General features: G+C 67.9%; 26 protein-coding genes. 22 read left to right on the plus strand and 4 right to left on the minus strand.

From position 1 onward, the window contains the following. From J5837_RS03425 to J5837_RS03450, 6 genes are all read left to right on the plus strand, one after another. Positions 1-765, plus strand: coding sequence for a cyclic nucleotide-binding domain-containing protein (locus tag J5837_RS03425; protein WP_210535313.1), 765 nt, complete (start codon positions 1-3; stop codon positions 763-765). Positions 766-902: 137 nt separating this feature from the next. Next, entirely contained in the window at positions 903-3,182 is a 2,280-nt protein-coding gene (locus J5837_RS03430; RefSeq protein ID WP_210535314.1) for a nitric-oxide reductase large subunit, read from the plus strand. 62 nt (positions 3,183-3,244) lie between these two features. Then, positions 3,245-3,484, plus strand: a complete 240-nt coding sequence (locus J5837_RS03435; protein ID WP_210535315.1) for an alpha/beta hydrolase family protein — start codon at positions 3,245-3,247, stop codon at positions 3,482-3,484. Then, the gene (locus J5837_RS03440) at positions 3,477-4,709 is read left to right on the plus strand and encodes an NnrS family protein (protein WP_342345494.1); all 1,233 of its coding nucleotides are present in this window, start codon (positions 3,477-3,479) and stop codon (positions 4,707-4,709) included. Before J5837_RS03435 ends, J5837_RS03440 begins: the two co-directional genes overlap by 8 nt. An 11-nt stretch (positions 4,710-4,720) precedes the next feature. Then, positions 4,721-5,131: a SirB2 family protein gene (locus tag J5837_RS03445; protein ID WP_342345495.1), complete on the plus strand. Its 411-nt coding sequence runs from the start codon at positions 4,721-4,723 to the stop codon at positions 5,129-5,131. 5 nt (positions 5,132-5,136) lie between these two features. Then, positions 5,137-6,279, plus strand: coding sequence for a PLP-dependent cysteine synthase family protein (locus J5837_RS03450; protein ID WP_210535317.1), 1,143 nt, complete (start codon positions 5,137-5,139; stop codon positions 6,277-6,279). On the opposite strand, the gene J5837_RS03455 is transcribed toward J5837_RS03450, so the two are convergent. Next, positions 6,231-6,713: a DnrO protein gene (locus tag J5837_RS03455; RefSeq protein ID WP_210535318.1), complete on the minus strand. Its 483-nt coding sequence runs from the start codon at positions 6,711-6,713 to the stop codon at positions 6,231-6,233. The genes J5837_RS03450 and J5837_RS03455 overlap by 49 nt on opposite strands. Before the next feature lie 191 nt (positions 6,714-6,904). Between J5837_RS03455 and nirK the strand changes: the two genes are divergently transcribed. From nirK to J5837_RS03530, 15 genes are all read left to right on the plus strand, one after another. Next, positions 6,905-8,425 (plus strand): copper-containing nitrite reductase, encoded by a 1,521-nt coding sequence (nirK, locus tag J5837_RS03460; RefSeq protein WP_210535319.1) that lies wholly within the window; start codon positions 6,905-6,907, stop codon positions 8,423-8,425. 1 nt (position 8,426) lies between these two features. Beyond that, positions 8,427-9,200 (plus strand): formylglycine-generating enzyme family protein, encoded by a 774-nt coding sequence (locus J5837_RS03465; protein WP_210535320.1) that lies wholly within the window; start codon positions 8,427-8,429, stop codon positions 9,198-9,200. Then, positions 9,197-9,784, plus strand: coding sequence for an SCO family protein (locus J5837_RS03470; RefSeq protein ID WP_210535321.1), 588 nt, complete (start codon positions 9,197-9,199; stop codon positions 9,782-9,784). The genes J5837_RS03465 and J5837_RS03470 overlap by 4 nt, the downstream gene beginning before the upstream one ends. A 58-nt stretch (positions 9,785-9,842) precedes the next feature. Continuing rightward, positions 9,843-10,301 (plus strand): azurin, encoded by a 459-nt coding sequence (gene azu, locus J5837_RS03475; protein WP_210535322.1) that lies wholly within the window; start codon positions 9,843-9,845, stop codon positions 10,299-10,301. 110 nt (positions 10,302-10,411) lie between these two features. Then, entirely contained in the window at positions 10,412-11,185 is a 774-nt protein-coding gene (locus J5837_RS03480; RefSeq protein WP_210535323.1) for an SDR family NAD(P)-dependent oxidoreductase, read from the plus strand. An 82-nt stretch (positions 11,186-11,267) separates the two neighbouring features. Further along, positions 11,268-12,749, plus strand: a complete 1,482-nt coding sequence (ccoN, locus tag J5837_RS03485; RefSeq protein WP_210535324.1) for a cytochrome-c oxidase, cbb3-type subunit I — start codon at positions 11,268-11,270, stop codon at positions 12,747-12,749. Positions 12,750-12,758: 9 nt separating this feature from the next. Next, complete coding sequence (gene ccoO, locus J5837_RS03490) at positions 12,759-13,400, plus strand: cytochrome-c oxidase, cbb3-type subunit II (RefSeq protein ID WP_210535325.1); 642 nt, start codon at positions 12,759-12,761, stop codon at positions 13,398-13,400. 1 nt (position 13,401) lies between these two features. After that, complete coding sequence (locus J5837_RS03495) at positions 13,402-13,554, plus strand: cbb3-type cytochrome oxidase subunit 3 (protein WP_210535326.1); 153 nt, start codon at positions 13,402-13,404, stop codon at positions 13,552-13,554. Further along, the gene (ccoP, locus tag J5837_RS03500; RefSeq protein ID WP_244755587.1) at positions 13,551-14,483 is read left to right on the plus strand and encodes a cytochrome-c oxidase, cbb3-type subunit III; all 933 of its coding nucleotides are present in this window, start codon (positions 13,551-13,553) and stop codon (positions 14,481-14,483) included. The genes J5837_RS03495 and ccoP overlap by 4 nt, the downstream gene beginning before the upstream one ends. 3 nt (positions 14,484-14,486) lie before the next feature. Then, entirely contained in the window at positions 14,487-14,774 is a 288-nt protein-coding gene (locus J5837_RS03505) for a hypothetical protein (protein ID WP_210535327.1), read from the plus strand. A 22-nt stretch (positions 14,775-14,796) separates the two neighbouring features. Then, complete coding sequence (locus J5837_RS03510; protein WP_342345496.1) at positions 14,797-16,338, plus strand: 4Fe-4S dicluster domain-containing protein; 1,542 nt, start codon at positions 14,797-14,799, stop codon at positions 16,336-16,338. Further along, a complete protein-coding gene (locus J5837_RS03515; protein ID WP_210535328.1) occupies positions 16,335-16,850 on the plus strand; it encodes a FixH family protein in 516 nt (171 codons plus the stop codon). Before J5837_RS03510 ends, J5837_RS03515 begins: the two co-directional genes overlap by 4 nt. Before the next feature lie 5 nt (positions 16,851-16,855). Further along, positions 16,856-19,312, plus strand: a complete 2,457-nt coding sequence (locus J5837_RS03520) for a heavy metal translocating P-type ATPase (RefSeq protein WP_210535329.1) — start codon at positions 16,856-16,858, stop codon at positions 19,310-19,312. Further along, on the plus strand, positions 19,309-19,491 hold the full coding sequence (gene ccoS, locus J5837_RS03525; RefSeq protein WP_210535330.1) for a cbb3-type cytochrome oxidase assembly protein CcoS: 183 nt from the start codon (positions 19,309-19,311) through the stop codon (positions 19,489-19,491). Before J5837_RS03520 ends, ccoS begins: the two co-directional genes overlap by 4 nt. Next, positions 19,481-20,203 (plus strand): sulfite exporter TauE/SafE family protein, encoded by a 723-nt coding sequence (locus J5837_RS03530; RefSeq protein ID WP_210535331.1) that lies wholly within the window; start codon positions 19,481-19,483, stop codon positions 20,201-20,203. The genes ccoS and J5837_RS03530 overlap by 11 nt, the downstream gene beginning before the upstream one ends. Positions 20,204-20,335: 132 nt before the next feature. Here J5837_RS03530 and fnr read toward each other — a convergent pair whose 3' ends face one another. Then, on the minus strand, positions 20,336-21,097 hold the full coding sequence (fnr, locus tag J5837_RS03535) for a fumarate/nitrate reduction transcriptional regulator Fnr (protein WP_210535332.1): 762 nt from the start codon (positions 21,095-21,097) through the stop codon (positions 20,336-20,338). Positions 21,098-21,103: 6 nt separating this feature from the next. Here fnr and J5837_RS03540 point away from each other — a divergent pair, with 6 nt between their 5' ends. Next, positions 21,104-22,222 carry an alpha/beta fold hydrolase gene (locus tag J5837_RS03540; protein WP_342345497.1) on the plus strand — a complete coding sequence of 373 codons (1,119 nt, stop codon included), beginning with the start codon at positions 21,104-21,106 and terminating at the stop codon, positions 22,220-22,222. A gap of 66 nt (positions 22,223-22,288) precedes the next feature. Here J5837_RS03540 and J5837_RS03545 read toward each other — a convergent pair whose 3' ends face one another. Continuing rightward, positions 22,289-23,728 (minus strand): M60 family metallopeptidase, encoded by a 1,440-nt coding sequence (locus J5837_RS03545; protein WP_210535333.1) that lies wholly within the window; start codon positions 23,726-23,728, stop codon positions 22,289-22,291. A gap of 547 nt (positions 23,729-24,275) precedes the next feature. Then, entirely contained in the window at positions 24,276-26,747 is a 2,472-nt protein-coding gene (locus J5837_RS03550; protein ID WP_210535334.1) for a TonB-dependent receptor, read from the minus strand. Between the last annotated feature and the right edge of the window lie 27 nt (positions 26,748-26,774).

The following is a 26,774-nucleotide window of genomic DNA, read 5'->3' on the forward strand; positions in this document are numbered from 1 at the left end:
ATGGAGTCTTCCGTGAGCCTGGCGGCGTTCCCGCGCCTCGACGTCCGCACCATGGCGGACGATGGCGACGCGTTGCGCTTCTGTTCCACCTGCGCGTTCTCGCAAGCCTGCCTGGACCAGGGCATGGACAAGTCCGCGCTGCTCGACCTGCACGTGCTGGTCGAACACGTCGGGCCATTCCATGCCGGCGAGCACATTTTCCGCGAAGGCGATCCGTTCGAAGCCATCGCCGCGGTGCGCGCCGGCACGGTCAAGACCTACGTGATCGACCAGGATGGCCGCGAACACGTGCTGGGCTTCCACCTGCCCGGCGAGGTGATCGGCCTCAACGCCATCGATGGCGACCACTATCCGTGCAATGCGGTCGCGCTGGACACCGTGATGCTGTGCCGGTTCTCGTTCCCGAAGATCGCGGTGCTGGCGGCGCGGCTGCCGGGCCTGCAGCGGCAGCTGTTCCGCCTGCTCAGCCGCGACATCGGCCGTGCGGCGCTGCTGGCCGGCGACTGGAGCGCGGACCAACGCATGGCGGCCTTCATCGTCGGCCTGTCGCGGCGGTTGGCGGCGCGCGGTTTTTCGCCCAACCGCTTCCAGCTGACCATGGCCCGCACCGACATCGCCAACTACCTGCGCCTGGCGCCGGAAACGGTGAGCCGCGTACTCAAGCGTTTCCAGCAGGAGGGGCTGCTGGCGGTCGACCGGCGCGAGCTGGAGCTGACCGGCCGCGACGTGCTCGAGAAGCTCGCCGGCCCGGTGCTGCGCGACTGAAGCGCATCGCGCCTCCATGCCGTCGCCGTTGCACGCGGCGATCGCCTCTCGCCCGAACCGCGCGCATTTGATCCAGATCATGGCGGGGCACGATCCCCACGGCCAATGATGTGCGCGATCAAACAAAGGAGAGGCGCATGTCCATCACGAAACGGCTGTGGCTCGGCTTGGGGGCCCTGCTGGCCGCCAGCTTCGCCGCCATGCTCTGGCTGGGTGCGGACCTGGTCCACACCGCGCCGCCCGTTCCCGACCGCGTGGTCGCCGCCAACGGGCAGGTGCTGTACACGCGCGCCGACATCGAGCGCGGCCGCCAGGTCTGGCAAAGCATCGGCGGGCAACAGCTGGGTTCGATCTGGGGCCACGGCGCCCTAGTCGCCCCCGACTGGTCGACCGACTGGTTGCATCGGGAAACCGAAGCGATGCTCGAACTGAACGCACGCACGGAAACCGGGCAACCTTACGCTCTGCTGCCGGAGGGCGAACGGGCGAGGATCCAGGCCCAGGTCCAGCCGCAGATGCGCGGCAACACCTACGACGCGGCGAAGAACCAGATCGTGGTCAGCGACCTGCGCGCGCAGGCGATCAGCCAGGTCGCCGCCCACTATGAAAGCCTGTTTTCCAACGATCCGGCCACGCATGCGCTGCGCGAAGCCTATGCGATGCGCGAGAACACGGTGCCCGATGCGGACAACCGCCGTGCGATGACCGGCTTCTTCTACTGGACCGCATGGGCGGCCGGCACCGACCGGCCCGGCGAGAGCAACCGCACCTATACCAACAACTGGCCTTACGAGCCGCTGATCGGCAATCGACCGACTTCCGGCACCTTCGTCTGGTCGATGTTCTCGCTGCTGTTCCTGATCGGCGGCATCGGCCTGCTGGCCTGGCACTACGCGGCTTACCACGGCAAGGAAGCGCTGCCGACCCCGCCTTCGCAGGACCCCCTGCTGGGCCTGACCATCACGCCGTCGATGCGGGCCACCGCCAAGTATTTCTGGGTCGTCGTCGCGCTGTTCCTGGTGCAGATCCTGCTGGGCGCGACCACCGCGCACTATCAGGTGGAAGGGCAGGAAGCCTATGGCCTGAAGATCGCCGAGTTCCTGCCCTATGCGTTGACGCGAAGCTGGCATACCCAGCTGGCGGTGCTGTGGATCGCCACCGCGTGGCTGGGTACCGGCCTGTACATCGCGCCGGCGATTTCCGGGCACGAACCGAAGTTCCAGCGCGTCGGCGTCAACTTCCTGTTCGTCTGCCTGTTGATCATCGTGGTCGGCTCGTTCGCCGGCCAGTGGTTCGCGGTGATGCAGAAGCTCGGTCTGAAGCACAACTTCTGGTTCGGCCACCAGGGCTGGGAATACGTGGACATCGGCCGCTTCTGGCAGGCCTTCCTGTTCGTCGGCCTGCTGCTGTGGCTGGGCCTGGTGGGCCGCGCGCTGTGGCCGGCGCTCAAGCGCAAGGACGAGATGTCCTCGATCGTCGGCCTGCTGTTCCTTTCGACGATCGCGATCGGCCTGTTCTACGGCGCGGGCCTGATGTGGGGCGAGCACAGCCACATCTCGGTGGTCGAATACTGGCGCTGGTGGGTGGTGCATCTGTGGGTGGAAGGCTTCTTCGAAGTGTTCGCGGTGGCGGTGATCAGCTTCCTGTTCGTGAAGCTGGGCCTGCTGCGCGGCAAGTCGGCCACCGCCAACGTGCTGTTCGCCACCATCGTCTACCTGGCCGGCGGCGTGCTGGGCATGTTCCACCACCTGTATTTCGCCGGCACTACGACCGCGGCGGTGGCGTTGGGCGCGAGCTTCTCCGCGCTGGAAGTGGTGCCGCTGGCGCTGATCGGACTGGAGGCGCACGAAACCTGGAGCCACAGCCGGGCCACGCCGTGGATGGCGCGCTACAAGTGGCCGATCATGTTCTTCCTCGCGGTCAGCTTCTGGAACCTGGTCGGCGCCGGCCTGTTCGGCTTCCTGATCAACACGCCGCTGGCGCTGTACTACATGCAGGGCCTGAACCTGACCCCGTTGCACGGCCACACCGCGTTGTTCGGCGTGTACGGCATGCTCGGCATCGGGCTGATGCTGTTCTGCCTGCGCGGCCTGCGCCCGCAGGCGCAATGGCCCGAGGGCGCGCTGCGCGCGGCATTCTGGACGCTCAACATCGGCCTGGGCCTGATGGCGGTGCTGACCCTGTTGCCGATGGGCGTGCTGCAGCTCAACGCCGCGCTGGAGCACGGCTACTGGTTCGCGCGTTCGGCCGAGTTCATGAACCGCCCGATCATCGACATGCTGGTGTGGATGCGCATGCCGGGCGACACGATCTTCAGCGTCGGTGCGCTGGCGCTGGCCTGGTTCGTGCTGAGGCTGTGGCTCGCGCAGCGACGTGCTTCCGCGCCGATTGGCCAGCTCGAGGAAAACCGTCGCTGACGGCACTTCGCGGCCCGGCGCACGCCGGGCCGCTTCCGACGCCCATCACAGGAACGCCTTCCATGGAATTCTCCCTGCGCATCGCCGGTCGGGTACCCGACCTCGTGGCGGTCGGTCGCGAACTGGCCGCCGTCGATCCCTCCGTCCTGTTCGACCTGGCCGCCAGCGGGCAGGCCGTGCGTATTTCCGCGATGGCGACAGAACAGGAACTGCTCGATTGCCTGCGCGCCGCGGGCGTGGATGCCACGATCGACGACATCACGCGATTGCCTTCGGTGTGTTGCGGAGGTTGCGGTGGCTGAGCAAGCCGCCCTTTCGCCGCGGCTGCTGGCGCACGCGCCGCACCGGCTGCTGTTCTTCGTCGGCGCGCTCAACGTGCTGCTGGCGATGGGTTGGTGGTTGCTGTGGCTGGTGGACGCGCGGTGGCAACTGATCGGCCTGCCTTCCGCAACGCCGTTCGGCGGCTGGATCCATGCGTTCGTGATGCAGTACCAGCTGTTGCCGCCTTTCATGTTCGGCTTCCTGATGACCACCTTCCCGCGCTGGACCGGCATGCCCGACCTGTCGCGCTGGCATTACGTACCAGTGGGCCTGGGGCTGCTGGGCGGGCAGTTGTCGGTGATCGGCGGCATGCTGTGTGGACAAGCGGCGATGGTGCACGTCGGCGCGATCATGTCGCTGGCCGGATGGAGCTACGGGTTGGCGCAACTGTTGCGCGTGCTGTTGGCCGAACGCCGCGCCGGCCGCGGGCCGACCTGGCATGCCTGGTCGTGCTTCGCGGCGCTGGGCTTCGGCCTGGCGGGTTTGCTGTCGATGGCCGTGTTCCTGCACGGCGACAATCCATGGGCCGTCTTCATCTCGATCAAGCTGGGCACTTTCGGATTGCTTCTGCCGGCTTACCTGACGGTGGCGCACCGCATGTTCCCGTTCTTCGCCGGCAACGTGGTGCCCGGCTATCGCGCCTGGCGGCCCATGTGGCTGCTGGCCGCGATGTGGGCTTTGCTGCTGGCCCATCTCGGGCTCGAACTGGTCCACGGCTACGCGTGGTTGTGGCCGGTGGATGCGGCGTTCGCCGCGGGCACGGCCAGCGTGTTGTGGCGCTGGTGGCCGCGCGCGCCGGCGCCGGGCATCCTGCGAGTGTTGTTCGCCGGTTTCGCCTGGCTGCCCGTCCCTTTCGCGCTGTATGCCGTGCAGAGCGCGGTCTACGCGGTCTCCGGTGCCTTCGTGCTCGGTCGCGGCCCGGCGCATGCGTTGTTCATCGGTTTCTTCGGCAGTCTGCTGGTGGCGATGGTGACCCGCGTCACCCAGGGGCATTCGGGACGCCCGATGCACATGCCGGTTGCAGGTTGGTTCGCATTCATCGCACTGCAGGCGGTCGCGGTCGTGCGCATCGCCGCCGAAGTCGCACCCGACGGCTACGCCTGGCAGGCGCTTGCCGCGGCCGGCTGGCTGCTGGCGTTCCTGCCGTGGGTGTTGCGCTCGCTGTCGATCTACCTGCGTCCGCGCGCGGACGGCCGCCCCGGCTGAGACGCGCGCCCATGTCGCCGATGATGGAGTTCTACCCGCAGATCAAATGGACGCACGTGCACGCGGTGATGTGCAGCGGGGCGCTGTTCGCGCTGCGCGGCGGCGCGAAGCTGCTGGGTGCGCGTTGGCCGCGGCACTGGTTGCCGCGTTACGGCAGCTACGCCCTCGACACGATCCTGCTCACTTCCGCCACTATGCTGTTCACGATGTTGCCGAAGGCGATCTTCGCCAACGGCTGGCTGGTCGCCAAACTGAGCCTGCTGGTGTTGTACGTGTTGCTGGGCGTGATGGCGATGCGTCCCAGGCGCACGCAGGTCGGGCGCGCAGGTTGCTACGTGGCGGCGCTGGCCGTGTTCCTCTACATGTTCGGCATCGCACGCTTCCATCATCCGCTGGGCTGGCTGTTGCCGCTGTTGGGCTGATTCGCATGCGCAATGTCCCTGTCGTCCACGATCCGAACGCCAGCCGTGCATGGGCGCACGACGCATTGGCCCTGCTGGAACAGGAGGCCACGCGTTCGGCCGACACCCCTCTGCTGCGCCTGGACTTTCCCGGCTTCCCGCACATCGCGTTCTATTTCAAGGACGAGGCCAGCCATCCCACCGGCAGCCTGAAGCACCGGCTGGCGCGTTCGCTGTACCTGTATGCGTTGTGCAACGGTCGCCTGCATCCGGGGCAGACGGTGGTGGATGCGTCCTCGGGCAGCACTGCCATTTCCGAAGCCTGGTTCGCGCGCCTACTCGGCCTGCCCTTCATCGCGGTGATGCCGTCTTGCACCGCGCCGCAGAAGATCCGCGACGTGCAGGCGCTGGGCGGCCAGTGCGACCTGGTCGAAGACCCGGCGCAGGTGCACGCACGCGCCGCTGCGCATGCCGCCAACGGCGCCTGCCACCTCGACCAGTTCGGACTGGCCGAGCGCGCCACCGACTGGCGCGGCAACAACAACATCGCCGAATCGATCCTCGGCCAGCTGCGTCGCGAACCCCGGCCGGAACCGAGCTGGATCGTCTGCGGCGTGGGCACCGGCGGCACCTCGGCCACCATCGGCCGCTACCTGCGCTATCGGCGACTGCCCACGCGGCTGTGCGTGGCCGAACCCGTCGGCAGCAGCTACGCGTACGGCTGGCAGTACCGCGACCGCGATGCGGTGGCCAGCCGACCCACGTTGATCGAGGGCATCGGTCGGCCGAAGGTGGAGCCGGGCTTCATCTTCGACGTGGTCGACGAGGTGATCGAAGTCGAGGATGCCGCATCCATCGCCGCCGCGCTGCAACTGGAAGCGCTGCTGGGAAGCGGCTACGGCGGTTCGTCGGGGACCAATTTCGTCGCCTGCCTGCGGCTGGCCGCCGACATGCGCAGGCGCGGCGAGCGCGGCAGCATCGTCAGCCTGCTGTGCGATCGCGGGCAGCGCTACCGGCAGACCCTGTTCGATCCCGACTGGCGCGCGACGCATGGCGTAGACATCGCGCCATGGCAGCAGGCTCTGTCCGATGCGCTGACGACAGGCATCCTGGTGCAGCCTCAGTCCGCGGACGCATCCCACTGCGGGTCGTCGAACAACTGCGGATAGCGCGCCAGCGCCTCGCGCATTCCAGCGATCGCTGCCGTCGGCGGCTCCCGCGCTTCGCGCAGCGCGCTGGCTCCCGCAAGGAACTTCGCCAACAGGCCGTGCAGCGCGATGTCGGCGTCCGGCGCCAGGCGGCAGTTCGCCACGATGTCCCCGACGGCGGCGTCGATCAGATCGACGGCACTCGCGGCCTGCGCGGCGTCCATATGACCATGCCGGTAATGGCCGAGCACGACGACCGCGGTACGGACGCGCCGCATGCCATCGCGCAATGAAGCATCCGTCGGCCAGCGATGCGCGGGAACCCCTGCTGGCGCGGGACGCGCGTGCGAGGCATGGGCTTGCGCGCCATGGGCTTCGCGGACGATCGGCGGCGTCACGGACAGCAGCAGGATGGCGATCAGCGCGGAAACGGGAACGACGACTCTCGACGACATGGAATCTTCCTGGCAAACAAGGCAACTGCAAGACTCTGCTCACCGCGGGCTCGATGTCTTGATGCAGGTCAAGCGAATCGCGCCGTGCGGGCCTGCCGCCCTCTCCATTTGATCTGGATCAACGCGGTTGCCCCGGCTGCCCACGATGCTTGCGGCCAAGCCAGACCCTCAACTCAACAGGGAACTTCACGATGAAACCCGCCGTCCGGTTCGCCACCCTGATCCTGGCCCTCGCGGTCTCGCTGGGCCTGTCCGCCTGCCGGAACGATTCCGCGCAGCGGGCCTCCGATGCCGCCGAGGATTCCGGCGGTTCCGCCAAGGGCGATTTCGGCCCGCCGCAGGGCGAGCCGGTCAAGGCCGTGCTGACCAGCCCGCCGCTGGTGCCGCCCGCGACCGGGCGCACCGCACCGGCCAAGGTCATCGTCGAACTGGACGTGGTCGAGAAGGAGATGGAGATCTCCGAAGGCGTGACCTACACCTTCTGGACCTTCGGCGGCACCGTGCCGGGCAGTTTCATCCGCGTGCGCCAGGGCGACACGGTCGAGTTCCACCTGCGCAACATGCCGGACAGCAAGATGCCGCACAACATCGACCTGCACGGCGTGACCGGCCCCGGCGGCGGCGCGGCGTCCAGCTTCACCGCGCCCGGCCACCAGTCGCAATTCACCTTCAAGGCGCTCAACGCCGGCCTGTACGTCTACCACTGCGCCACCGCACCGGTGGGCATGCACATCGCCAACGGCATGTACGGCCTGATCCTGGTCGAGCCGCCGGAAGGCCTGCCCAAGGTCGACCGCGAGTACTACGTAATGCAGGGCGACTTCTATACGAGCGGCAAGTACCACGACAAGGGCCACCAGGCCTTCGCCATGGACAAGGCCATCGACGAGCATCCGACCTACGTGCTGTTCAACGGCCGCGAAGGCGCGCTGACCAACGAGAAGGCGCTGCAGGCCAAGGTCGGCGAGAAGGTGCGCCTGTACGTCGGCAACGGCGGCCCCAACCTGGTGTCCAGCTTCCACGTCATCGGCGAGATCTTCGACAAGGTCTGGTACGAAGGCGGCCGCCACTACCAGGAGAACGTGCAGACCACGCTGATCCCCGCCGGCGGCGCGGCGATGATGGAATTCCACACGGAAGTGCCGGGCAGCTACGTGCTGGTCGACCATTCGATCTTCCGCGCCTTCAACAAGGGGGCGCTGGCGATCCTCAAGACCGACGGCGCCGAGGACAAGACGGTCTATTCCGGCAAGGAAGTGGACGAGGTCTACCTGGGCGACAAGGCGGTGGGTACGCCGTCGATCGCCGCGATCGGCGCGGCCGCGGCCGCCACGGCCAGCGGCAAGGTCACCCGCGAAGAACGCATCGCCGCCGGCAAGTTGCTGTTCGCGGGCACCTGCTCCACCTGCCACCAGCCCAATGGCGAAGGCCTGCCGGGCGTGTTCCCGCCGCTGGCCAAGTCCGACTTCATCGCCGCGGAACCGAAGCGCGTAGCCAACATCATGCTGCACGGCCTGCACGGCAAGGTCACGGTCAACGGCAAGGACTACGATTCGGTGATGCCGCCGATGTCGCAGCTGACCGATGATGAGGTCGCCAACATCGGCACCTACGTGCTCAACAGCTGGGGCAACCCGGGCGGCGAGATCACCCGCGACGATGCGAAGAAGGCGCGCGCCGCGGCCCCGGTCGAAACCGGCCCGGGGCACTGACATGCGCCGTGCCGTCCTGTTCGCACTGCTGCTGCCGGTCGCCGCCGCATTCGCGGCGACCGCGCAGGATTACGCGCCGCTGCCCGGCGGCACGTTCCGCAGCGCGCTGCGCTACGAGGACGCCAAGAACGGCGTGCGCATCGCGCCGTTCGCGTTGATGCGCAAGCCGGTGACCAACGCCCAGTTCCTCGCCTTCGTGAAAACGAATCCGCAATGGCGGCGCGACCGTGTCGCCGGCGTGCTGGCCGAATCCCGCTACCTCTCGCACTGGCGGGGTCCGACCGAACTGGGACCGCAGGCCTTGCCCGAGCAACCGGTGACCTGGGTCAGCTGGTTCGCCGCGTCCGCGTACTGCGAGGCGCAGGGCGCGCGCCTGCCGGACTGGAACGAATGGGAATACGCGGCGGCGGCCGACGAAACCCGTCGCGACGCGCGCCAGGATCCGGCCTGGCGCGAGCGCATCCTCGCCTGGTATTCGCGCCCCTCCCGCGCCGCGCTGCCGCGCGTGGGGTTGCAGGCGCCCAACGCCTGGGGCGTGCAGGACCTGCACGGGCTGGCATGGGAATGGACCGCCGACTATTCGTCGCTGCTGGTATCCGGCGACAACCGCAACCAGGGCGACGCCGACAAGGCCAAGTTCTGCGGCGCCGGCGCGCTGTCGATGGACGACCGCGACAATTACGCCGTGCTGATGCGGGTGGCGATGCTGTCTTCTCTGCAAGGCGCCGACGCCACCGCCAACCTCGGCTTCCGCTGCGCGAGGAGCGCACGATGAAACGACTGTTCGCCTTGCTGGCTTCGATGACCGTTGCGTTGGCGCTGGCCGGCGGCAATGCGTCGGCTGCGCAAACCGCGCCCTTGCCGCGCGACTCGGTCTACCAGCTGCCGCTGCGGCTGACCGACCAGGCCGGCCGCAGCGCGGACTGGCGCACGCGGCGCGGCAAGCCGCAGCTGGTATCGATGTTCTACACCTCGTGCCATTACATCTGCCCGCTGATCGTGGATTCGGGCAAGGCGGTCGAAAAGAGCCTCACGCCTGCGCAACAGCAACGGCTGGGCATCCTGCTGGTCAGCCTGGATCCGGCCCGCGATACGCCCGCCGCCCTGCAATCCATCGTCGACAAGCGTAGGCTGGACACCGCGCGCTGGACCCTGGCTTCGCCGCCCTTGGGCGAGGTGCGCGCGGTCGCCGGCGTGCTCGGCATCCGTTACCGGCCGCTGGCCGACGGCGAGTTCAACCATACCAGCGCGCTGGTGCTGCTCGATGCAGACGGACGCATCCTCGCCCGCAGCGAGCAGGTCGGCAGCCGCCCCGACCCCGAATTCGTCGCCGCGGTCCGCCGCGCGCTGGGGCCATGACCACCGCGCCATCGCCACCGCGAGGCCACCCGCTTCCTTTCCTCACCGGAGTAATGCCATGAAAACCACGTCCAAGATCCTGGCCGCCCTCGCCCTGCTGGGAGCCGCTTCCGCGGCGCAGGCTTCGCCCAACTGCACGATCAAGCTGAAGGCCAACGACGCGATGCAGTTCGACCTGAAGACCGCGACGGTCTCGGCGTCGTGCCCGAAGATCAACATCGAGCTGGTCCACACCGGCAAGCTGCCCGCGCAGGCGATGGGCCACAACGTGGTGATCAGCCAGACCGCGGACATGAACGCGATCACCGCCGCCGCGATCAAGGCCGGCGCCGCCGCGGGCTACGTGCCCAAGGGCGGCGCGAAGGTGATCGCGGCCACGCCGCTGGTCGGCGGTGGCGCCAGCACGAAGGCGAGTTTCGCCGGCAGCAAGCTCAAGGCGGGCGGCGATTACAGCTTCTTCTGTTCCTTCCCCGGCCATTCGGCCCTGATGAAGGGCAAGCTGGTGGTGACCAAGTAGTCCATCGCGGCCGCTGGTGCGGCCGACAATTTGATCCGGAGCAAGCGCGATGCGCGCGGCCGGCGCAAAGTGGCGCCGTTCGCGCGCACCGCGCTTTCCGGAGAAACGCCATGAACCGCGTGCACGGCAAGGTCTGCATCGTTACCGGCGCTGCGCTCGGGATCGGCCGGGCCTGCGCGCTGCGGTTGGCCGAAGAAGGTGCGAAGGTCGCGCTGTTCGACATGCGCGATGCCGAAGGCGAAGCGTTGGCCGCCGAGCTGCGCGCGCGGGGCCATGAAGCGACCTACTGGACCGTCGATGTCTCCCGTGAAACCGAGGTCTCGGCCGCGATGGTCGCCGTGGCCGCGCGGTTCGGCGGCGTGCACGTGCTGGTCAACAACGCCGGCATCGCCGGGGCCAACAAGCCGACCCACGAGCTCAGCGAAGCGGAATGGGATCGGGTGCAGGCGGTCAACGTGAAGGGCGTGTTCCTGTGCACCAAGCACGCGATCGCGCACATGCGCCGGGCCGGGCAAGGCAGCATCGTCAACCTGTCGTCCATCTACGGCCTGGTCGGCGCCGCCGACGTGCCGCCCTACCACGCCTCGAAGGGCGCGGTGCGGCTGATGAGCAAGAACGATGCGCTGATCTACGCCGGCGACCGCATCCGGGTGAATTCGGTGCACCCCGGCTTCATCCGCACGCCGATGGTCGAGGCCCACCTGCGCGACAGCGGCGCGCAGGACCTGGAGGCGGCCGTGGCCGAGGTCGGCCGGCTGCACCCGCTGGGCCACATGGGCGAGGCGGACGACATCGCCTGGGGGGTGGTCTACCTGGCATCGGATGAATCCAAATTCGTGACCGGCGCCGAGCTGGTGATCGACGGCGGCTATACCGCGCGCTGATCGCCGGGGGACTTGATCCGGATCAAGTCGCCCGACCGGCATATCCGGAAAATTTCGCCCGTCATCCCAGCAGGCGATCCCCATGACCTCGACCGATGCCTTGCCAGGCCCGAACGGCGGCGACCTGCCGGCGCGCGACCGGTATTACAACGACAAGGTGGTGCTGCAGTTCTCGGTGGCCACCGTGGTCTGGGGCATCGTCGGCATGGCCGTGGGCGTGCTGATCGCGGCGCAGCTGTACTGGCCGACGCTGTTCGAAGGCATCCCGTGGCTCAGCTACGGCCGCCTGCGCCCGCTGCATACCAATGCGGTGATCTTCGCCTTCGGCGGCAGCGCCCTGTTCGCCACCTCGCTGCACGTGGTCCAGCGCACCTGCCACGTGCGCCTGCTCAACGACAGGCTGGCCGCATTCGTGTTCTGGGGCTGGCAGGCGGTGATCGTCGCCGCCGCGGTCACCCTGCCGATGGGGCTGACCCAGGGCAAGGAATACGCCGAGCTCGAATGGCCGATCGACCTGCTGATCGCGGTGGTCTGGGTGTCCTACGCGGTGCTGTTCTTCGGCACCATCGCCAGGCGCAAGGTCAAGCACATCTACGTGGCCAACTGGTTCTACGGCGGCTTCATCCTCGCCGTAGCGCTGCTGCACATCGTCAACAACATCTCGATGCCCGCCGGGCTGATGAAGTCCTACTCCGCCTACAGCGGCGCCGTCGATGCGATGGTGCAGTGGTGGTACGGACACAACGCCGTCGGCTTCTTCCTGACCGCGGGCTTCCTCGGGATGATGTACTACTTCGTGCCCAAGCAGGCCGAACGCCCGATCTATTCCTACCGCCTGTCGATCGTGCATTTCTGGGCGCTGATCGCCGTGTACATGTGGGCCGGCCCGCACCACCTGCAGTACACCGCGCTGCCCGACTGGGCGCAGTCGGTGGGCATGGTGTTCTCGCTGATCCTGCTGGCGCCGTCCTGGGGCGGCGCGATGAACGGCATCCTCACGCTGTCGGGCGTGTGGCACAAGCTGCGCACCGATCCGATCCTGAAGTTCCTGATCGTCGCGATCAGCTTCTACATGATCGCGACCTTCGAGGGGCCGATGATGTCGATCAAGACGGTCAACTCGCTGTCGCACTACACCGACTGGACCATCGGCCACGTGCATGCCGGCGCGCTGGGCTGGGTGGCGATGATCTCGATCGGTTCCCTGTACGCATTGATGCCGCGCCTGCTGGGCCTGAAGTCGATGTACTCGACCAGGTGGATCGACCTGCACTTCTGGATCCACACGCTGGGCGTCGTGTTCTACATCGCCTCGATGTGGATCGCCGGGGTGATGCAGGGCCTGATGTGGCGCGCGACCAACGCCGACGGGACGCTGACCTACAGCTTCGTCGAATCGCTCAACGCGACCTATCCCTACTACCTGGTGCGCTTCGGCGGCGGCGTGCTGGTGCTGGCCGGCATGGGTCTGATGGCGGCGAACACCTGGAAGACCTTCGCGATGGCGAAGGTCCGCGAACCGCAGCCGCTGCTGCCTCCCGATGCCGCCGACGCGCGCGCCTGAGGAACCGAGATGAGCGAGAGCAACATTCCGCACAAAAGCAGCAACTCCCACGAGAAGATCGAGAAGAACGTCGGCCTGATGGCCGTGCTGATCGCGGTGGCGGTGTCGTTCGGCGGACTGGCCGAGATCGTGCCGCTGATGTTCCAGGCCGAGGCGATCAAGCCGCTGCCGGGGGTCAAGCCCTACCCCGCGCTGCAGCTGGCCGGGCGCGACGTGTACGTGCGCGAAGGTTGCTACAACTGCCATTCGCAGATGGTGCGCACGCTGCGCTTCGAGACCGAACGCTACGGCCACTATTCGCTGGCCGGCGAATCGGTGTACGACCGCCCGTTCCAGTGGGGCAGCAAGCGCACCGGTCCGGACCTGGCCCGCGTCGGCGGACGCTACTCCGACGATTGGCACCGCGTGCACCTGACCGATCCGCGCGCGGTGGTGCCCGAGTCGAACATGCCCAGCTTCCCATGGCTGGAGAAGAACGAAATCGACGGCCAGCAGGTCGCCGCGCACATGCGCGCGCTGAAGAAGCTGGGCGACCCGTACACCGACGCGCAGATCCAGCGCGCAGCCGACGATGTCGCCGGCAAGACCGAACTCGACGCCGTGGTCGCCTACCTGCAAGGCCTCGGCAAGCACGCTCCGCGGGGAGGTTGAAATGGTTTCCGGCATCGTCACGGCATTGTTGCTGGTGGTGTTCCTGGGCGGCTGGGCGTGGGCGTGGAGCCCGCGCCGGCGCCAGGATTTCGAGGAAGCGGCGCGCCTGCCGCTGGACGACGCGCCGATGCGCGACGGGGAGAACGCGCGATGATGGGCAACGGCTGGTCGTGGTACGTCATCGCGCTGGTCGCGCTGAACATCGGCGGTTGCGCCTGGCTGCTGTGGTGGACGGCCAAGCGCCGTCCCGGCGATCCGAAGCCGGAAGACACCAGCCATGTCTGGGACGGCAACCTGACCGAATACAACAAGCCGCTGCCGAAGTGGTGGATCAACCTGTTCTGGATCACCATCGTGTTCGGCATCGGCTACCTGATCTGGTACCCGGGCCTGGGCAACCTGCATGGCTACGCGGGCTGGACCTCGCAAGGCGAACACGCCAAGCAGAAGGCGGCCTACGACGCCCGGCTCGACGAGACCTTCGCGCCGTACCGCAACCGCCCGATCGACGCGCTGGCTGCGGACCCGGCCGCACTGAAACTGGGCCGCTCGATCTTCGGCAACACCTGCGCCACCTGCCATGGTTCGTCGGCGCAGGGCGCGACCGGCTATCCGAACCTGACCGACGATATCTGGCACTGGGGCGGCAGTCCGGACCGCATCCTGGAGACCGTGCTCGACGGCCGCGAAGGCGTGATGCCCGCGTGGGGCCCGACCCTGACCGGCATGGCCGGCGAGAACGCGGTCGATTACGTCGCCGCCTATGTGCGCACGCTGTCGCAACCGGATGCGCTGCGCAACGACTACATGGCCGCGCAAGGCAAGGCGCTGTACGACGGCACCTGCGTCGCCTGCCATGGTCCCGCGGGCAAGGGCGATCCCGCGATGGGCGCGCCCGACCTGACCGACGGCTACTGGCTGTACGGGGACAGCAACGACGCGATCCGCCAGACCATCGCCAAGGGCCGCCACGGTTCGATGCCGGCGCACCGCGCCTTGCTGGGCGAAACCCGTGCGCGCCTGGCCGCGGCGTACGTGTGGTCGCTGTCGCACAAGCCGGCGGCGCCGAACAAGGGCGATTGAACGATGGGTTCGCCGGCGTCCGATTTCGATCATCCGCCGCGCCCGCTGGCGCAGCGCATCGGCGCGATCGCCTGGCCCAGCTTCTTCGCCGCGGGCGTGGCGACGATGGTGTTCTTCGCCTTCGTCGATCCGCTGGAACTGCGCGACCTGACCTTCCCCTCGCTGCCGATGACGCGCGGGCTGGGCTACACCCTGGGTTTCTTCATGTTCTGGCTGGCCACCGCGTCTTCCAGCCTGTTCACCTGGTGGCTGCTGCGCCCGGGCAGCCGCTTCAACCGCGGACTGCGCTGAAGCGCGACGCGAGGACGGGACGGTGAAGAACAGATCCATCGATATCGCGCTGACGGGGGACGAAGGTTCGTTCTACGTCAGCGAACGCAAGGTCTACCCACGCGACGTCAGCGGCCGCTACGACCGCCTGCGCATCGCGGCGGTGGTCTGGCTGCTGGGCATGTTCTACGCCTTCCCCTGGCTGCGCTGGGACGGTCGCCAGGCGGTGCTGTTCGACCTGCCGGCGCGCAAGTTCCACGTGTTCGGCCTGACCTTCTGGCCGCAGGATTTCCCGCTGCTGGCCCTGCTGCTGATCATCGCCGGGGTGTCGCTGTTCTTCTTCACCGCGCTGGCCGGCCGCCTGTGGTGCGGCTACGCCTGCCCGCAGACGGTGTGGACCGAGACCTTCCTGTGGATGGAGCGCTGGACCGAAGGCGACCGCAACGCGCGGATCAAGCTGGACGCGGCGCCATGGTCCGCGAACAAGCTGCTGCGCAAGGGCGGCAAGCACGCGCTGTGGCTCGGGTTCGCGCTGTGGACCGGCTTCACCTTCGTCGGATTCTTCACCCCGATCCGCGAATTGGCCACGCGATTGCCGTTCTCGCTGGGCGGATGGGAAACGTTCTGGATCCTGTTCTACGCGTTCGCGACCTGGGGCAACGCCGGGTTTCTGCGCGAGCAGGTGTGCAAGTACATGTGTCCGTACGCGCGCTTCCAGAGCGCGATGTTCGACCGCAATACCCTGCTGATCGCCTACGACCCGATGCGCGGCGAGCCGCGCGGCCCGCGCAAGCGCGGGCTGGGCAGCGTGCTCGAGCGCGGACGCGGCCTGCTCGAACAGTTCGCCGCCTACGACTACGTGTTCCGCGCCAGCCGGCATCCCTCCGCCGCCGACAACCGCGTGCACGCCAAGGGCACCATCACCTTCGACCGCGACGCGGCCGAGCCGTTGCCGAAGTTCGCGCCGGAACAGCTGGGCGACTGCATCGACTGCACGATCTGCGTGCAGGTCTGCCCGGTCGGCATCGACATCCGCAATGGCCTGCAGTACGAATGCATCGCCTGCGGCGCCTGCATCGACGCCTGCGACGAGGTCATGGCCAAGGTCGGCTACCCGAAGGGGCTGATCCGCTACACCACGCAGAACGCGCTGGACGGCAAGCCCACCCGCGTGCTGCGCCCGCGCATCCTGGTCTATGGCACGTTGCTGCTGGCGCTGCTGTGCGCATTCGCCTGGGGCGTATCCACGCGCACGCCGCTGATCGCCGAGGCCTTGCGCGATCGCAACGCGCTGTACCGGGAAACCGCCGAGGGCGTCGAGAACGGCTACACGCTGAAGCTGGTCAACAAGACCGAGCGTGCGCAGCGTTACAGCATCGACCTGGAGCGGGACGACGATAACCGCCTGGTCCTGCGCGCGCCGCGCAGCGTCGCCGTGGCCGCCGGGGACGTGGCTTCGGTGCCGGTCACCGTGCTCGCGCCGGCCGGCACCCATGGCCGGCGCAAGATCGAGTTCGTCGTCGCAGACGCCGACGGCAGCGTGCGCAAGGAAGTCGAAAGCAGCTTCTTCGGACCGATGCCATGAATGCCGGCGAACGCGAAACGACGAAGCGCAGCGCGTGGCGCGAGCCGATGGTCTGGCTGGTGGCGGCGATTCCCGCCGCCGCGGTCTTCGCCACCTTCGCCCTGCTGGCGGTGGCTGCGCGTTCGTCGGGCAACAACGACAGCGTCGCCGACCGCGTGCAACGCACCGCGCAGGTGCAGGTCGCCGATCTCGGTCCGGATGCGCAAGCGCGTGCGCTGCGGCTCAGCGCGGTGGTCCGCAGCGACGGCAGCGGCATCGACGTGCTGCCGGTGGAGGGCGAGTTCGACCGCACGGCCGCGCTGCAGCTCTCGTTGCGCCATCCTGCGCGCGCCGACCTCGACCGCACGCTTCGGCTGGCGCCGAGCGCAACCGGCTGGCGCAGCGACGACGCGTTCGCGCTGGACCACGACTGGAACGTGCAACTGCAACCGCTCGACGGCGCTTGGCGCCTGCAGGGTCGCTGGACCGCGCGGCGGCAAGCCGTCTACCTGCATCCGGCGCTCGGCGAGTAGGCGCGATGGACGCCACGTTCGCCGTCGCCCCAGTGGATTCGCCGCAGGCCGTCGAATCCGGCTGCTTCCATTGCGGCGAAGCCCTGCCCGCCGCGCCGGCGCGCCTGCGCGTGGACGGCGCCGAACGGGTTTTCTGTTGCGACGGCTGCGCGGCCGCCGCGCAATGGCTGCGCGACGCGAAACTCGACGACTACTATCGCCTGCGCAACGGTCCCTCGACGCGCGTGACCGGGGACGACGCCGACCTGGCGTTGTGGGACCGCGAAGAAACGCTGGCCGGGCACGCACGTGCGGTGCCCGGTGGACGCGAGCTGACCCTGCTCGCCGATGGCATGCGCTGCGCGGCCTGCGCCTGGTTGATCGACCGCGCGCTGAGCCGCGAACCGGGTGTACTGGAAGTCGCCGCCAATGCGGTCACCGGGCGCGTGCGCATCGCCTGGGATCCTGCGCGCACCGCGCTGTCGGCGCCGCTGCGGCGCCTGCTCGCGCTCGGCTATCGCCCCTACCTGGCTACCGGCGACGCCAGCGAACGCGAACGCCGCGCCGAACGCAACCGCTGGCTGCTGCGCCTGGGCGTGGCCGGGCTGGGCGCGATGCAGGCGATGATGTTCGCCGAAGCGCTGTACCTCGATACCAATGCCACGATGTCGCATGCGATGCGCGACTTCCTGCGCTGGATCGCCTTCCTCGTGTCCACGCCGGTGGTGTTCTACGCGGGCTGGCCGTTCCTCGCCGGTTGCGCGCGCGAGCTGCGCCACGGCCGGCTCGGCATGGACACCTTGGTCGCCACTTCGACCCTGCTGGCCTGGTTCGCCAGCGTGGTGGAAACCGTGCGCGGCGGTCCGCAGGTCTGGTACGACGCCGCGGTAATGTTCGTGTTCCTGCTGTTGGTCGCGCGCATGCTGGAACAGCGCGCGCGCAGCCTGTCCGTCGCGCGGGTCGACGCGCTGGCGCGGGCGCGTCCGGCCTTCGCGCTGCGCGAACTCGAGGACGGCACGCGCGAACAGGTGGCCGCGGCGATGCTCGCCGCCGGCGACATCGCCTGCGTCGCCATCGGCGAAGCAGTGCCGGCCGACGGCGTGCTGCTCGATGCCGAAGGCCGCTTCGAGGAAGCGCTGCTGACCGGCGAATCGCAGGCGGTGCGCAAGACTTCCGGCGACGCGGTGTTCGCCGGGACGGTCTGCCGCGAGCGGCCCGCGCGGCTGCGAGTGGTGGCCACCGGCACCGCGACGCGGCTGGCGCAGTTGGCGCAACTGGTCGAACGCGCGCAGGCGCACCGTCCCGCGCTGGCGCGCAGCGCCGACCGGGTCGCGACGGGGTTCGTGATGGCGTTGCTGGCCGCGGCGGTGCTGGTGTATTTCGGCTGGCGCGCCCATGAGCCATCGCGGGCATTCGAGGTGACGCTGGCATTGCTGGTCGTCAGCTGCCCCTGCGCACTGTCGCTGGCGATACCGGCGGCGCTGGCCGCGGCCAATGGCAGCCTGGCGAAGCTGGGCGTGTTGCCGCTGCGCGCCGATGCACTGGAGCGACTGGCACGCATCGACGACATCGTGTTCGACAAGACCGGCACGCTGGGCGACGGCCGGCCGCGGCTCGAGCGCATGCAGGTTTTCGGCGATTTCCGCGAAGCCGAGGCCTTGCGCATCGCCCGCGCGCTGGAGCGCGACAGCGGGCATCCGCTGGCGCAGGCGTTCCGCCCCGGCATCGCCCAGGCGACGCCCACGAGCGTGGCCGAAGACGTCGTCGCGCATCCCGGACAAGGCATCGCCGGGCGCGTGGACGGACGCGAATGGCGGCTGGGGCGCGCCGATTTCGCCTGCGTGGGCGTCGATGACGGCGCGCTGTGGCTCGGCAATGGGCTGCGCGCGTTCGCTCGCTTCGAAGTCCGCGAAAGCGAACGCACCGGCGCCGGTGCGGCCTTGCAGGCCCTGCGCGAAACCGGAGTCGCCGTACACCTGTCGAGCGGCGATGCGGCCGGCGCAGTGCAGCGGTTCGCCGCACGGCTGGGCATCGCCGGCGCACGCGCGCGGCAGGCGCCGGAAGACAAGCTGGCCTTCGTTCGCGAGCTGCAGCGCGAGGGCCGCCACGTGGCGATGGTCGGCGACGGCATCAACGATGCGCCGGTGCTGGCCGGCGCGGACGTATCGATCGCGTTGGGCGAAGGCGCCGCGCTGGCGCAACGCGCGGCCGACCTGGTGCTGACCGCGCCATCGCTGGCGCGCATTCCCGCGGCGATCGCCCTGGCCCGGCGCACGCGCCGCGTGGTCCGGCAGAATTTCGCCTGGGCGATCGGCTACAACCTGCTGGCGCTGCCGCTGGCGGCGATGGGCTTGGTGACGCCCTGGCTGGCGGCGTTGGGCATGACCCTGTCGTCGCTCGTGGTGACCTTGAATGCGCTGCGGCTGGCGCGCATGCCCGCGGATGGGCACGACGCCATGGACCGAACGGAGGATCGCGCATGAGCATCCTGTTGCTGCTGGTGCCGTTGAGCCTGCTGCTGCTGGCGCTGGCCATCGGCGCGTTCGCCTGGGCGGTGAAACGCGGCCAGTTCGACGACCTGGATACGCCCGCGCTCGACATCCTGGTCGACGACGAGGAATCCGCAACGCCGGGACGCACGGGGTCCGGCGATGCCGCTTGACGGACTGGTGCTCGGCGGCGCATTGCTCAGCGGCCTGCTCGGCGGCGCGCACTGCGCGGCGATGTGCGGCGGCATCGCGACCGGATTCTCGACGCGGCAACGCGGCGGCTGGTGGGTTGCGTTGCAACCCAACCTGGGCCGGATGGGCGGCTACGCACTGGCCGGCGCCATCGTCGGCGGCGTGGGCCATGGCCTGCTCGACATCGCGCGGCTGCCTCATCTCGCCGTGGCGTTGCGCGCCGCCGTCGGGCTGGTGCTGATCGTCGCCGCACTGCGCCTGCTGGACCGGCGCGGCCGTTTCGCCTTCCTCGGCATGCCCGGCGCGGGCCTGTGGCGCTGGCTGCGCCCCTTGCAACAGCGCCTGCTGCCCGCGGACAGCGCGGGCAAGCGCATCGCCCTGGGCATGCTGTGGGGCTGGATGCCGTGCGGCCTCAGCACCACTCTGCTGGCCGCGGCCTGGCTGCAGGCCAGCGCAGCGCATGGCGCGTTGACCATGGCCGCATTCGGGCTGGGCACCTTGCCGGTGATGCTGCCGCTGACCTGGGCCGGCGCGCGTTTCGGCCAGCGCCTGCAACGCGGCGGCTGGCGTACCGCGATGGGCCTGTGCGTATTGCTCGCCGGAGTGCTGACCCTGACAGCGCCGTGGCTGATGCACGCCCCCGCCTTGCACGGCGTGCTCGCGGCGCTGGGCTGCCGTAGCTTGCCGGCGTGATGGAATCCGAGGCGGGACGGAACTCGTTGTGGGAGCGACGTCAGTCGCGATGCTCTTCGCATCGAATGAGTAAAAGCATCGCGACTGACGTCGCTCCCACGACGGAAGCTTTTCGAATCCGGGCGAATCCGCTCAGGCGCGGCCGCGACGGCGCGGTTCGTCGTTTTCGGCGCTGTGCGCGAGCCGGTCGAGTTCGGCGATGTCGCGGATGTCGATGCGCCGGCCGACCACCTCGATGACGCCATCCTCCTGCAGGCGGGTGAACCCGCGACTGACCGTTTCCAGCGCCAAGCCGAGGTAGCGCGCGATATCCTCGCGGCTCATCGGCAGCTTGAACTGGGTCGGCGAATGGCCGATGTTGCGGTAACGCTCGGACAAGCCGTGCAGGAACAGCGCGATGCGTTCGCCCGCCTGCCGGCGCACCAGCATGCCGAGATGGTCCTGGTCGCGGTCGACGCTCTTGCCGATGACCTTCAAAAGCTGTTGTTGCAGCGACGGCAATTGCGCGGCGACGCTGGCGAGCTGGTTGAACGGCACTTCGCACACGTTCGACGTGGCCAGCGCGACCGCTTCGCAGCGATGCGCTCCCGCGCCCAGCGCATCCAGTCCGATCAGTTCGCCCGGCAGGTGGAAGCCGAGGACCTGTTCCTCGCCCTCCTCGCTGATGCTGATGGTCTTGAACGCCCCGTCGCGGGCCACGTAGACCGCGGTCAAAGGATCGCCCAGGCGATACAGCCGTTCGCCGCGCTCCACCGGCCGGCTCCGGCGCACGATCTCGTCCAGCCGTTGCAGTTCCTGCGCATTGATGCCCGCCGGCAGGCATAGCTGCTGCAGCGAGCAGAATGCGCAACCCCGGCGAAGGCTCGCAAGATCAAGGACAGGGGCCTCTGACATGCGCTTATGGTGCCACTACCGCTGCGTGTTGCAACCGGACGCTCTCGCCTCGTCCGGAGGGGCAGCACCCTCGAGGGCTGCGACATGCGCTGCATGGCAGGCCTCGCGACAGGCGGAACGTCCGGATCGTTCCTCGGCGCCGGATTGACCCTCGCCCTGAAACGCTGCCCGTGCTTCGCGCCCGGCAAGCGCTATCACCGCAAGGCGGTGTCGGTAAAGGGCCGTCGGTGTCCTTCTCCCGATCTAGCCGCTCGATTACAGTCCATGCATCTATTCGATGGGGAAACACGCGTGCTCAAGTCGTCGTTGCTGAAGGGCTGGATGTTGTCGATGGGTTTGATCTTGGCTTCGATGGTCCACGCGGACGAAGTGCAGGTGAACCGCAAGGGTTACAGCCTGCAGGCGGAGCGGCAGGGCCAGGGGGCGGTCGCCGTCGTTTTCGAATCCGGTTTCGGCCAGGCTGCGGGCACGTGGAAGGACGTCGTCGCCGACCTTGGCAACGAATGCCGGTGCATCGCTTACGCACGTGCGGGATTGGGCAAATCGGGAACGGACGGAAAGCCGAAGACCATCGAGCAGCACCTGCAGGACCTGGCCGCCGTGATGGATACGCTTGCGCCGGACCGGAAGGTGATCCTGGTGGGGCACTCGTACGGCGGCCTGCTGGCTACCGAGTTCGCGCGTGCGCATCCCGAGCGTGTCCAGGGTCTCGTACTCGTCGACCCGGCGACCATGGACCAGCGCCATGCCTTCAAGCAAGCGGATGGCGAACGCGTGCTGGCCGACGACAAAGCGCTGCTGTCGATGCTGCCCCCCAACATGGCGGAAGACTACAAACTGCTGATCGCCCAGCTGGACAGCGCGGCGACCGCGGCGCCGCGGCCCCTGCCGGACGTGCCGGTAGCCCTGCTCACTTCGACGCAAGTGGCGGCCGAGCCCTTCGTCTTCGAGGAAACGCCACAAGGCAAGGCGTTGTGGAAACGGCAGCACGCGGCATTGTTCGCCGGTTTTTCCCGCGGCACCCACCAATACTTCGCCACCGGGCACAACATCCATCGTGAAGACCCGAAGGCGGTGGCGGACGCGATCCGGTCCGTGATCGCGGCTTCCCGTACCGGCGACTGAAGGCTCGGGTCCGAAACAGGAACACGAGGGCCCGGCAGCTCCGGGCCCTCGTGGCGACGCCATGGATCAATCGTGCAGCGTGGCCGGATCGACCGTCGGCGCCGGCAGGCCGAGCGCGGCGATTTCGTCGTACACGCTCTGCGATACCGGCAGGCCCCACTTGCGGAAGAAACCGCTCAGGTCCTTGCCCGATACCTCGCACGACTTCAGCATGAAGTAGCGCATCCGCTCCGCATCGCCGCCGGCGACCGGTCGTTCGACACGCGTCAGCTTGTGCAGGTCGCGATAGAACCGGTCGCCGAAGGCCAGCCACAGCTGCTGGAACATGCCGAGGCGCACGTAGTTCGAGGTGGTCGAAGCGTTGTAGTTGCGCTGGCCGTCGGGCAAGGCCAGGAACGCCCAGATGCCGGGCCACTGGTTGTCGCGCACCAGGCGCGGCGGACTCACGCCGAAGGCCCGCTCCACCGCCAGCGAGTAGATGTTGACGGTGCTCTCGGTCACCGCGGACCACTTCCATGCCGTCTGCTGGTGGGTGTGGCCCACTTCGTGCCACGGCCCCCAGCCGTTGGCGCCGGTCAGCATCGCCGGATCGGCCACGCGCACCAGGTAACTGGGCGGCAGGGTGATGGCGCCTGTCCATGACGAAGGATTGCCTCCGGAAGTGCGCACCGAAATCAGCAGCCGGTTGCCGCGCGGCATGTGCTCGGGCGCGGAGCCGTCGATCCCGCTGATGGCCTCGGATTCCTCCACCACCAGGTCCAGCGCATCGCACATCAGCTGCTGGTCGTACTGCTGCAGGTTGCGCGCAAGCACGTCTTCGACCCGGCGCATGGTGAACATCGCGCGGTCGCAGACCATCATCACGTCTTCGACGTCGTCGAACACGTCGAACATCTGCAGGTATTGCGCGTGGGTCGTCTTCCGCGTCACGAAGTACGGGACCCGCTTGAAACCGTCGGAGAACTCGATGTCCGCCACGCTGTCCGGCGTCGCCGAGGTGTACTGGATGTACGCGGTGCCGCCCCAGGTGTCGTTGAACGGGCTGCCGGCCACGTCGACGCCGTCGGTCTGCGCGTTGATGAGGTTCTCGCCTTCGACCAGCGGATAGAAGGTGCGCGAAGGCCGGACCGTGTCGCGGTGCGGGGTGCCGACGACCAGGATCGGCAGGTCGGCGCCCTTTTTCAGCGTGACCTTGATCCGCAGCAGCGCACCGGGCGCGACGTGGTAACCGGTCGGCTGCATCTCGTTCTGCGGCGTGGTGACCTGCAGGCGCACGCCATCGACGTCGCGCTTGATCGTCTCCACGAAGGTCTGGGTACGCGCGGCGCCCAGGCAGAACTTGCCCTGGTCCCACGCGCTGGTGCATTGGCCGTACTTCGAATAGCCGTTGGCCAGGCACCACTGCTCGGTGGGCTTGGGACAATAGCCGGTCTGGTCGGCGAACGCCGGGGCGGTGCAGAACAGCAACGGCAGCATCGCTGCCGCAAACGCGAGCCACTTTCTCATCTTCGTTACTCCTGGAATCGAGCGGGTGGTGACGCAAGTGGGGCGAACCGTTCGCCCCGATGGAGAAGCACGGACAAAGGGCCGGCGCTACCCGCGTGCGATCGCGGGAAACCATGGGCCGCACCTTCCCCGCGCGATCGCCTGTCGGGCGACACGTTCCGGAACGGCAATGGACGGCGATGGCGAGGGAACTTCGCTACCGGTTATGCAGGACTTCCGGCAGAGATCCGTGTGTCGCGGCTATGCAGGCACGGACCGAAAGGCTTTTGGCAAACACGAACTTGACCGAACCATTCTGGATCCTCGCGTCGTGGGTTTGACCGGACGTATCGAATCGCGAACCTGCGACCCGCATGGATTCTCCGGCGCGCCCCGGGTCGACGGATGTGATTCGCATCACCTTCCATTTTCCGGTTCACGGATGTGGCCGGAGGTCTGCCGATCTTTATGATCCGAAGCGCACAGGGGACCGGCAGCGCGGCCGATTTCACCCAGAAAAAAAGCCCCGGCCTGGGCCGGGGCTTTTCTGGAGCCGAAGACTGGGCGGTCAGAACTCCTGCGAGAAGCGCAGGCCGATGGTGCGCGGCTGGTTGGCGATCGAGTAGATCTGCCCGTTCGGGAACTCCGGCAGCGTGCCCGTCGTCGAGCAGACCGCGCATTGCGTATAGCGGGCGAACTCGGCGTGCTCGTCGGTCGCGTTCTTGATGTAGAAATCCAGCGACCAGTTGCCACGGCGGATTCCCGCCGAAAGGTCCAGCACCGAGTACGACGGCAGGTTGCCGAAGATTTCCTGGTCGGACTTGATCAGCGCGGACTTGCGCTCGCCCTCGTAGACCGCCGCGCCCTGCAGGTAGAACTCCGACTCGCCGACATCGAAGGTGTAGCGCGCGGTCAGGTTGCCCTTGACCTTCGCGGTGACCGGCAACTGCGACCCCTTGGGCGCCTGCGGATCGTCGCAGACCGTGGTCGGGTTGCCGTTGTCGTCGTTGGTGCCGCAGTAGTTCGAGGTCAGCTTGGCGTCGTACCAGGCGAAGCCGCTGGAAATGCGCAGGTTGTAGGTCGCGGCCCACAGCAGGTCGGTCTCGAAGCCGTTGATGCGCGCGCTGCCGGCATTGCGGATCACCGACAGGCCGGCGTTGCCCGGCGGGATGAACGAGAACTGCATGTCCTCCCAATCTTCGCGGAACACGGCGCCGTTGAAGATCAGGCGGTTGTCGGCCCAGCTGGTCTTCCAGCCCAACTCGTAGTTGGTCAGCGTGTCGGGCAAGTAGGTCAGCGCGATCGGGTTGGACGGGTCGTTGCTGCGGTTGACGCCGCCCGGACGGTAGCCCTCGGACCAGGTGGCGTACACCATGGCCTTGTCGCTGAACTTGTAGGTCAGGTTGAAGCGGCCGATGTGGTCGTTCTTCTCGACGGTGCGGTCGAGGTTGACGCAGGGCGCGCCGCGGAACTTCTCGTCCGAGAAGCAGCGCGCCTCGCCGTACTTGCTGCTCCAGTTGTCGTTATAGCCGTAGAAGCCCTTCAGGCTGTTCTTGTAGCGGAAGAAGCGGATGCCGGCGGTGGCGGTCAGCTTGTCGGTGGCGTCGAACGAGATTTCGCCGAACGCCGCCTCGTCGTGGTCCTTGCGCACCTGCTGGGTCAGCCAGATCGTGTCGGGCCAACCGGTCACCTCGAAGCCGCTGAAGTCGCCGACGATCTTGTAGTCCTGCAGGATGTTGTGCTTCTGGTTCTGCCAGAACAGGCCGGCGATGAAGCGCACGCGCCGGTCCTGCGGCGAGGAGATGCGCAGCTCGTGGCTGTCCTTGGTATAGCCGTCCTTGCCGATGATGTATTGCGACGAATCGACGACCGTGCCCGGCGCGCAGGTGAAGCTGTCCAGGTCCAGGTTGGTGCAGAAGTACGCGCCCGACCCGTACAGCGAGTCGTACCAGAACGAGTAGTCGCTGTAGTCCGAGGCGCTGTCGACGTCGCGGTCGAGGTGCGCGTAGGCATAGGTCAGGTCGAAGTTGCCGATCTTGCCCTGCACGGTCAGCGCGGCCTGGGTCCAGTGGTCGTCGAAGTACTCGGGGATGAACTTGCGCGTCTGCAGCTTGCCCACGTCCGGGCTTTCGGCGAAGTTGCCGTCCTCGTTCTTCTGCTGGGTCATCAGCGTGGGCATGATCGACCAGTTGTCGTTCAGGTCGATCTTCAGCGCCGCGCGCACGCCGGTGGTTTCGACGTCGTTGAAATCCTTCTTCGCCAGCGCGGCATTGTTGATGGTGCCGTGGCCGCCGCTGTCGGCGTCCCACGACGGATAGGTGCGGGTGCCGAAGACGTTGTCGATGTAGCCGGCGTCGTATTCCTTCCAGCCGACCAGGCGGATCGCGGCGTTCTTCGACAGGGGGACGTTGACGAAGGCATCGATGGCATAGCCGGTGCCGCCATGGCTGACCGAATTGGCCTCCACCGCGTAGCCCGAGGCTTCGCCGCTGGGGTCGGGCTTGTTGGTGATGATGCGCAGCGTACCGGCCTGCGAGCTGGCGCCGTACAGGGTGCCTTGCGGGCCGGCGAGCGCCTCGATGCGCGCGATGTCGTAGATGTGCACGTCCAGCGCGCCGCCGATGGTGGTCACCGGCTGCTCGTCGACGTACACGCCGACGCTGGGCTGCGGTCCCGAGTGGTTCTGGTTCTCGCCGCTGGCCACGCCGCGGAAGTACGGCACCGATGAACCGCCCTCGCCGGTGTCGTAGGACACGCCGGGCAGGAACTTGGCGTAGTCCTTGAAATTGGTGATGTTGAGTTCGCTGAGTTTCTCCTGGCCCAGCACCTGGATGCTGATCGGCACTTCCTGCAGGTTCTCGGTGCGCTTCTGCGCGGTCACGGTGACCGTGTCGAGGGTGGCCGCCTTCTGTTCGGTGGTGGGCGCCGGCGCGGCCTCCTGGGCGAAGGCGGGCGTGGTACAGGCGAGGCAGATCGCCGCGGCGAGCGGCAACCGGACGAACTGTCCGGGCTTGCGGTTGCGATGTTTCGGTTTGGACATCTCGTTCCCCTTGTGGCTGGTTTTATT

It is taken from the genome of Pseudoxanthomonas helianthi (genome assembly GCF_017939625.1).
GTDB classification, from domain to species: domain Bacteria; phylum Pseudomonadota; class Gammaproteobacteria; order Xanthomonadales; family Xanthomonadaceae; genus Pseudoxanthomonas_A; species Pseudoxanthomonas_A helianthi.

Coding starts and splice junctions, on each gene's coding strand:
- J5837_RS03430 (WP_210535314.1), top strand. CDS start 903: ATGTCCATCACGAAACGGCTGTGGCTCGGCTTGGGGGCCCTGCTGGCC.
- fnr (WP_210535332.1), bottom strand. CDS start 21,097: ATGTCAGAGGCCCCTGTCCTTGATCTTGCGAGCCTTCGCCGGGGTTGC.
- nirK (WP_210535319.1), top strand. CDS start 6,905: ATGAAACCCGCCGTCCGGTTCGCCACCCTGATCCTGGCCCTCGCGGTC.
- J5837_RS03515 (WP_210535328.1), top strand. CDS start 16,335: ATGAATGCCGGCGAACGCGAAACGACGAAGCGCAGCGCGTGGCGCGAG.
- ccoP (WP_244755587.1), top strand. CDS start 13,551: ATGATGGGCAACGGCTGGTCGTGGTACGTCATCGCGCTGGTCGCGCTG.
- ccoO (WP_210535325.1), top strand. CDS start 12,759: ATGAGCGAGAGCAACATTCCGCACAAAAGCAGCAACTCCCACGAGAAG.
- J5837_RS03480 (WP_210535323.1), top strand. CDS start 10,412: ATGAACCGCGTGCACGGCAAGGTCTGCATCGTTACCGGCGCTGCGCTC.
- ccoN (WP_210535324.1), top strand. CDS start 11,268: ATGACCTCGACCGATGCCTTGCCAGGCCCGAACGGCGGCGACCTGCCG.
- J5837_RS03465 (WP_210535320.1), top strand. CDS start 8,427: ATGCGCCGTGCCGTCCTGTTCGCACTGCTGCTGCCGGTCGCCGCCGCA.
- J5837_RS03435 (WP_210535315.1), top strand. CDS start 3,245: ATGGAATTCTCCCTGCGCATCGCCGGTCGGGTACCCGACCTCGTGGCG.
- J5837_RS03495 (WP_210535326.1), top strand. CDS start 13,402: ATGGTTTCCGGCATCGTCACGGCATTGTTGCTGGTGGTGTTCCTGGGC.
- J5837_RS03450 (WP_210535317.1), top strand. CDS start 5,137: ATGCGCAATGTCCCTGTCGTCCACGATCCGAACGCCAGCCGTGCATGG.
- azu (WP_210535322.1), top strand. CDS start 9,843: ATGAAAACCACGTCCAAGATCCTGGCCGCCCTCGCCCTGCTGGGAGCC.
- J5837_RS03550 (WP_210535334.1), bottom strand. CDS start 26,747: ATGTCCAAACCGAAACATCGCAACCGCAAGCCCGGACAGTTCGTCCGG.
- ccoS (WP_210535330.1), top strand. CDS start 19,309: ATGAGCATCCTGTTGCTGCTGGTGCCGTTGAGCCTGCTGCTGCTGGCG.
- J5837_RS03530 (WP_210535331.1), top strand. CDS start 19,481: ATGCCGCTTGACGGACTGGTGCTCGGCGGCGCATTGCTCAGCGGCCTG.
- J5837_RS03505 (WP_210535327.1), top strand. CDS start 14,487: ATGGGTTCGCCGGCGTCCGATTTCGATCATCCGCCGCGCCCGCTGGCG.
- J5837_RS03540 (WP_342345497.1), top strand. CDS start 21,104: ATGGTGCCACTACCGCTGCGTGTTGCAACCGGACGCTCTCGCCTCGTC.
- J5837_RS03425 (WP_210535313.1), top strand. CDS start 1: ATGGAGTCTTCCGTGAGCCTGGCGGCGTTCCCGCGCCTCGACGTCCGC.
- J5837_RS03455 (WP_210535318.1), bottom strand. CDS start 6,713: ATGTCGTCGAGAGTCGTCGTTCCCGTTTCCGCGCTGATCGCCATCCTG.
- J5837_RS03470 (WP_210535321.1), top strand. CDS start 9,197: ATGAAACGACTGTTCGCCTTGCTGGCTTCGATGACCGTTGCGTTGGCG.
- J5837_RS03445 (WP_342345495.1), top strand. CDS start 4,721: ATGTCGCCGATGATGGAGTTCTACCCGCAGATCAAATGGACGCACGTG.
- J5837_RS03520 (WP_210535329.1), top strand. CDS start 16,856: ATGGACGCCACGTTCGCCGTCGCCCCAGTGGATTCGCCGCAGGCCGTC.
- J5837_RS03545 (WP_210535333.1), bottom strand. CDS start 23,728: ATGAGAAAGTGGCTCGCGTTTGCGGCAGCGATGCTGCCGTTGCTGTTC.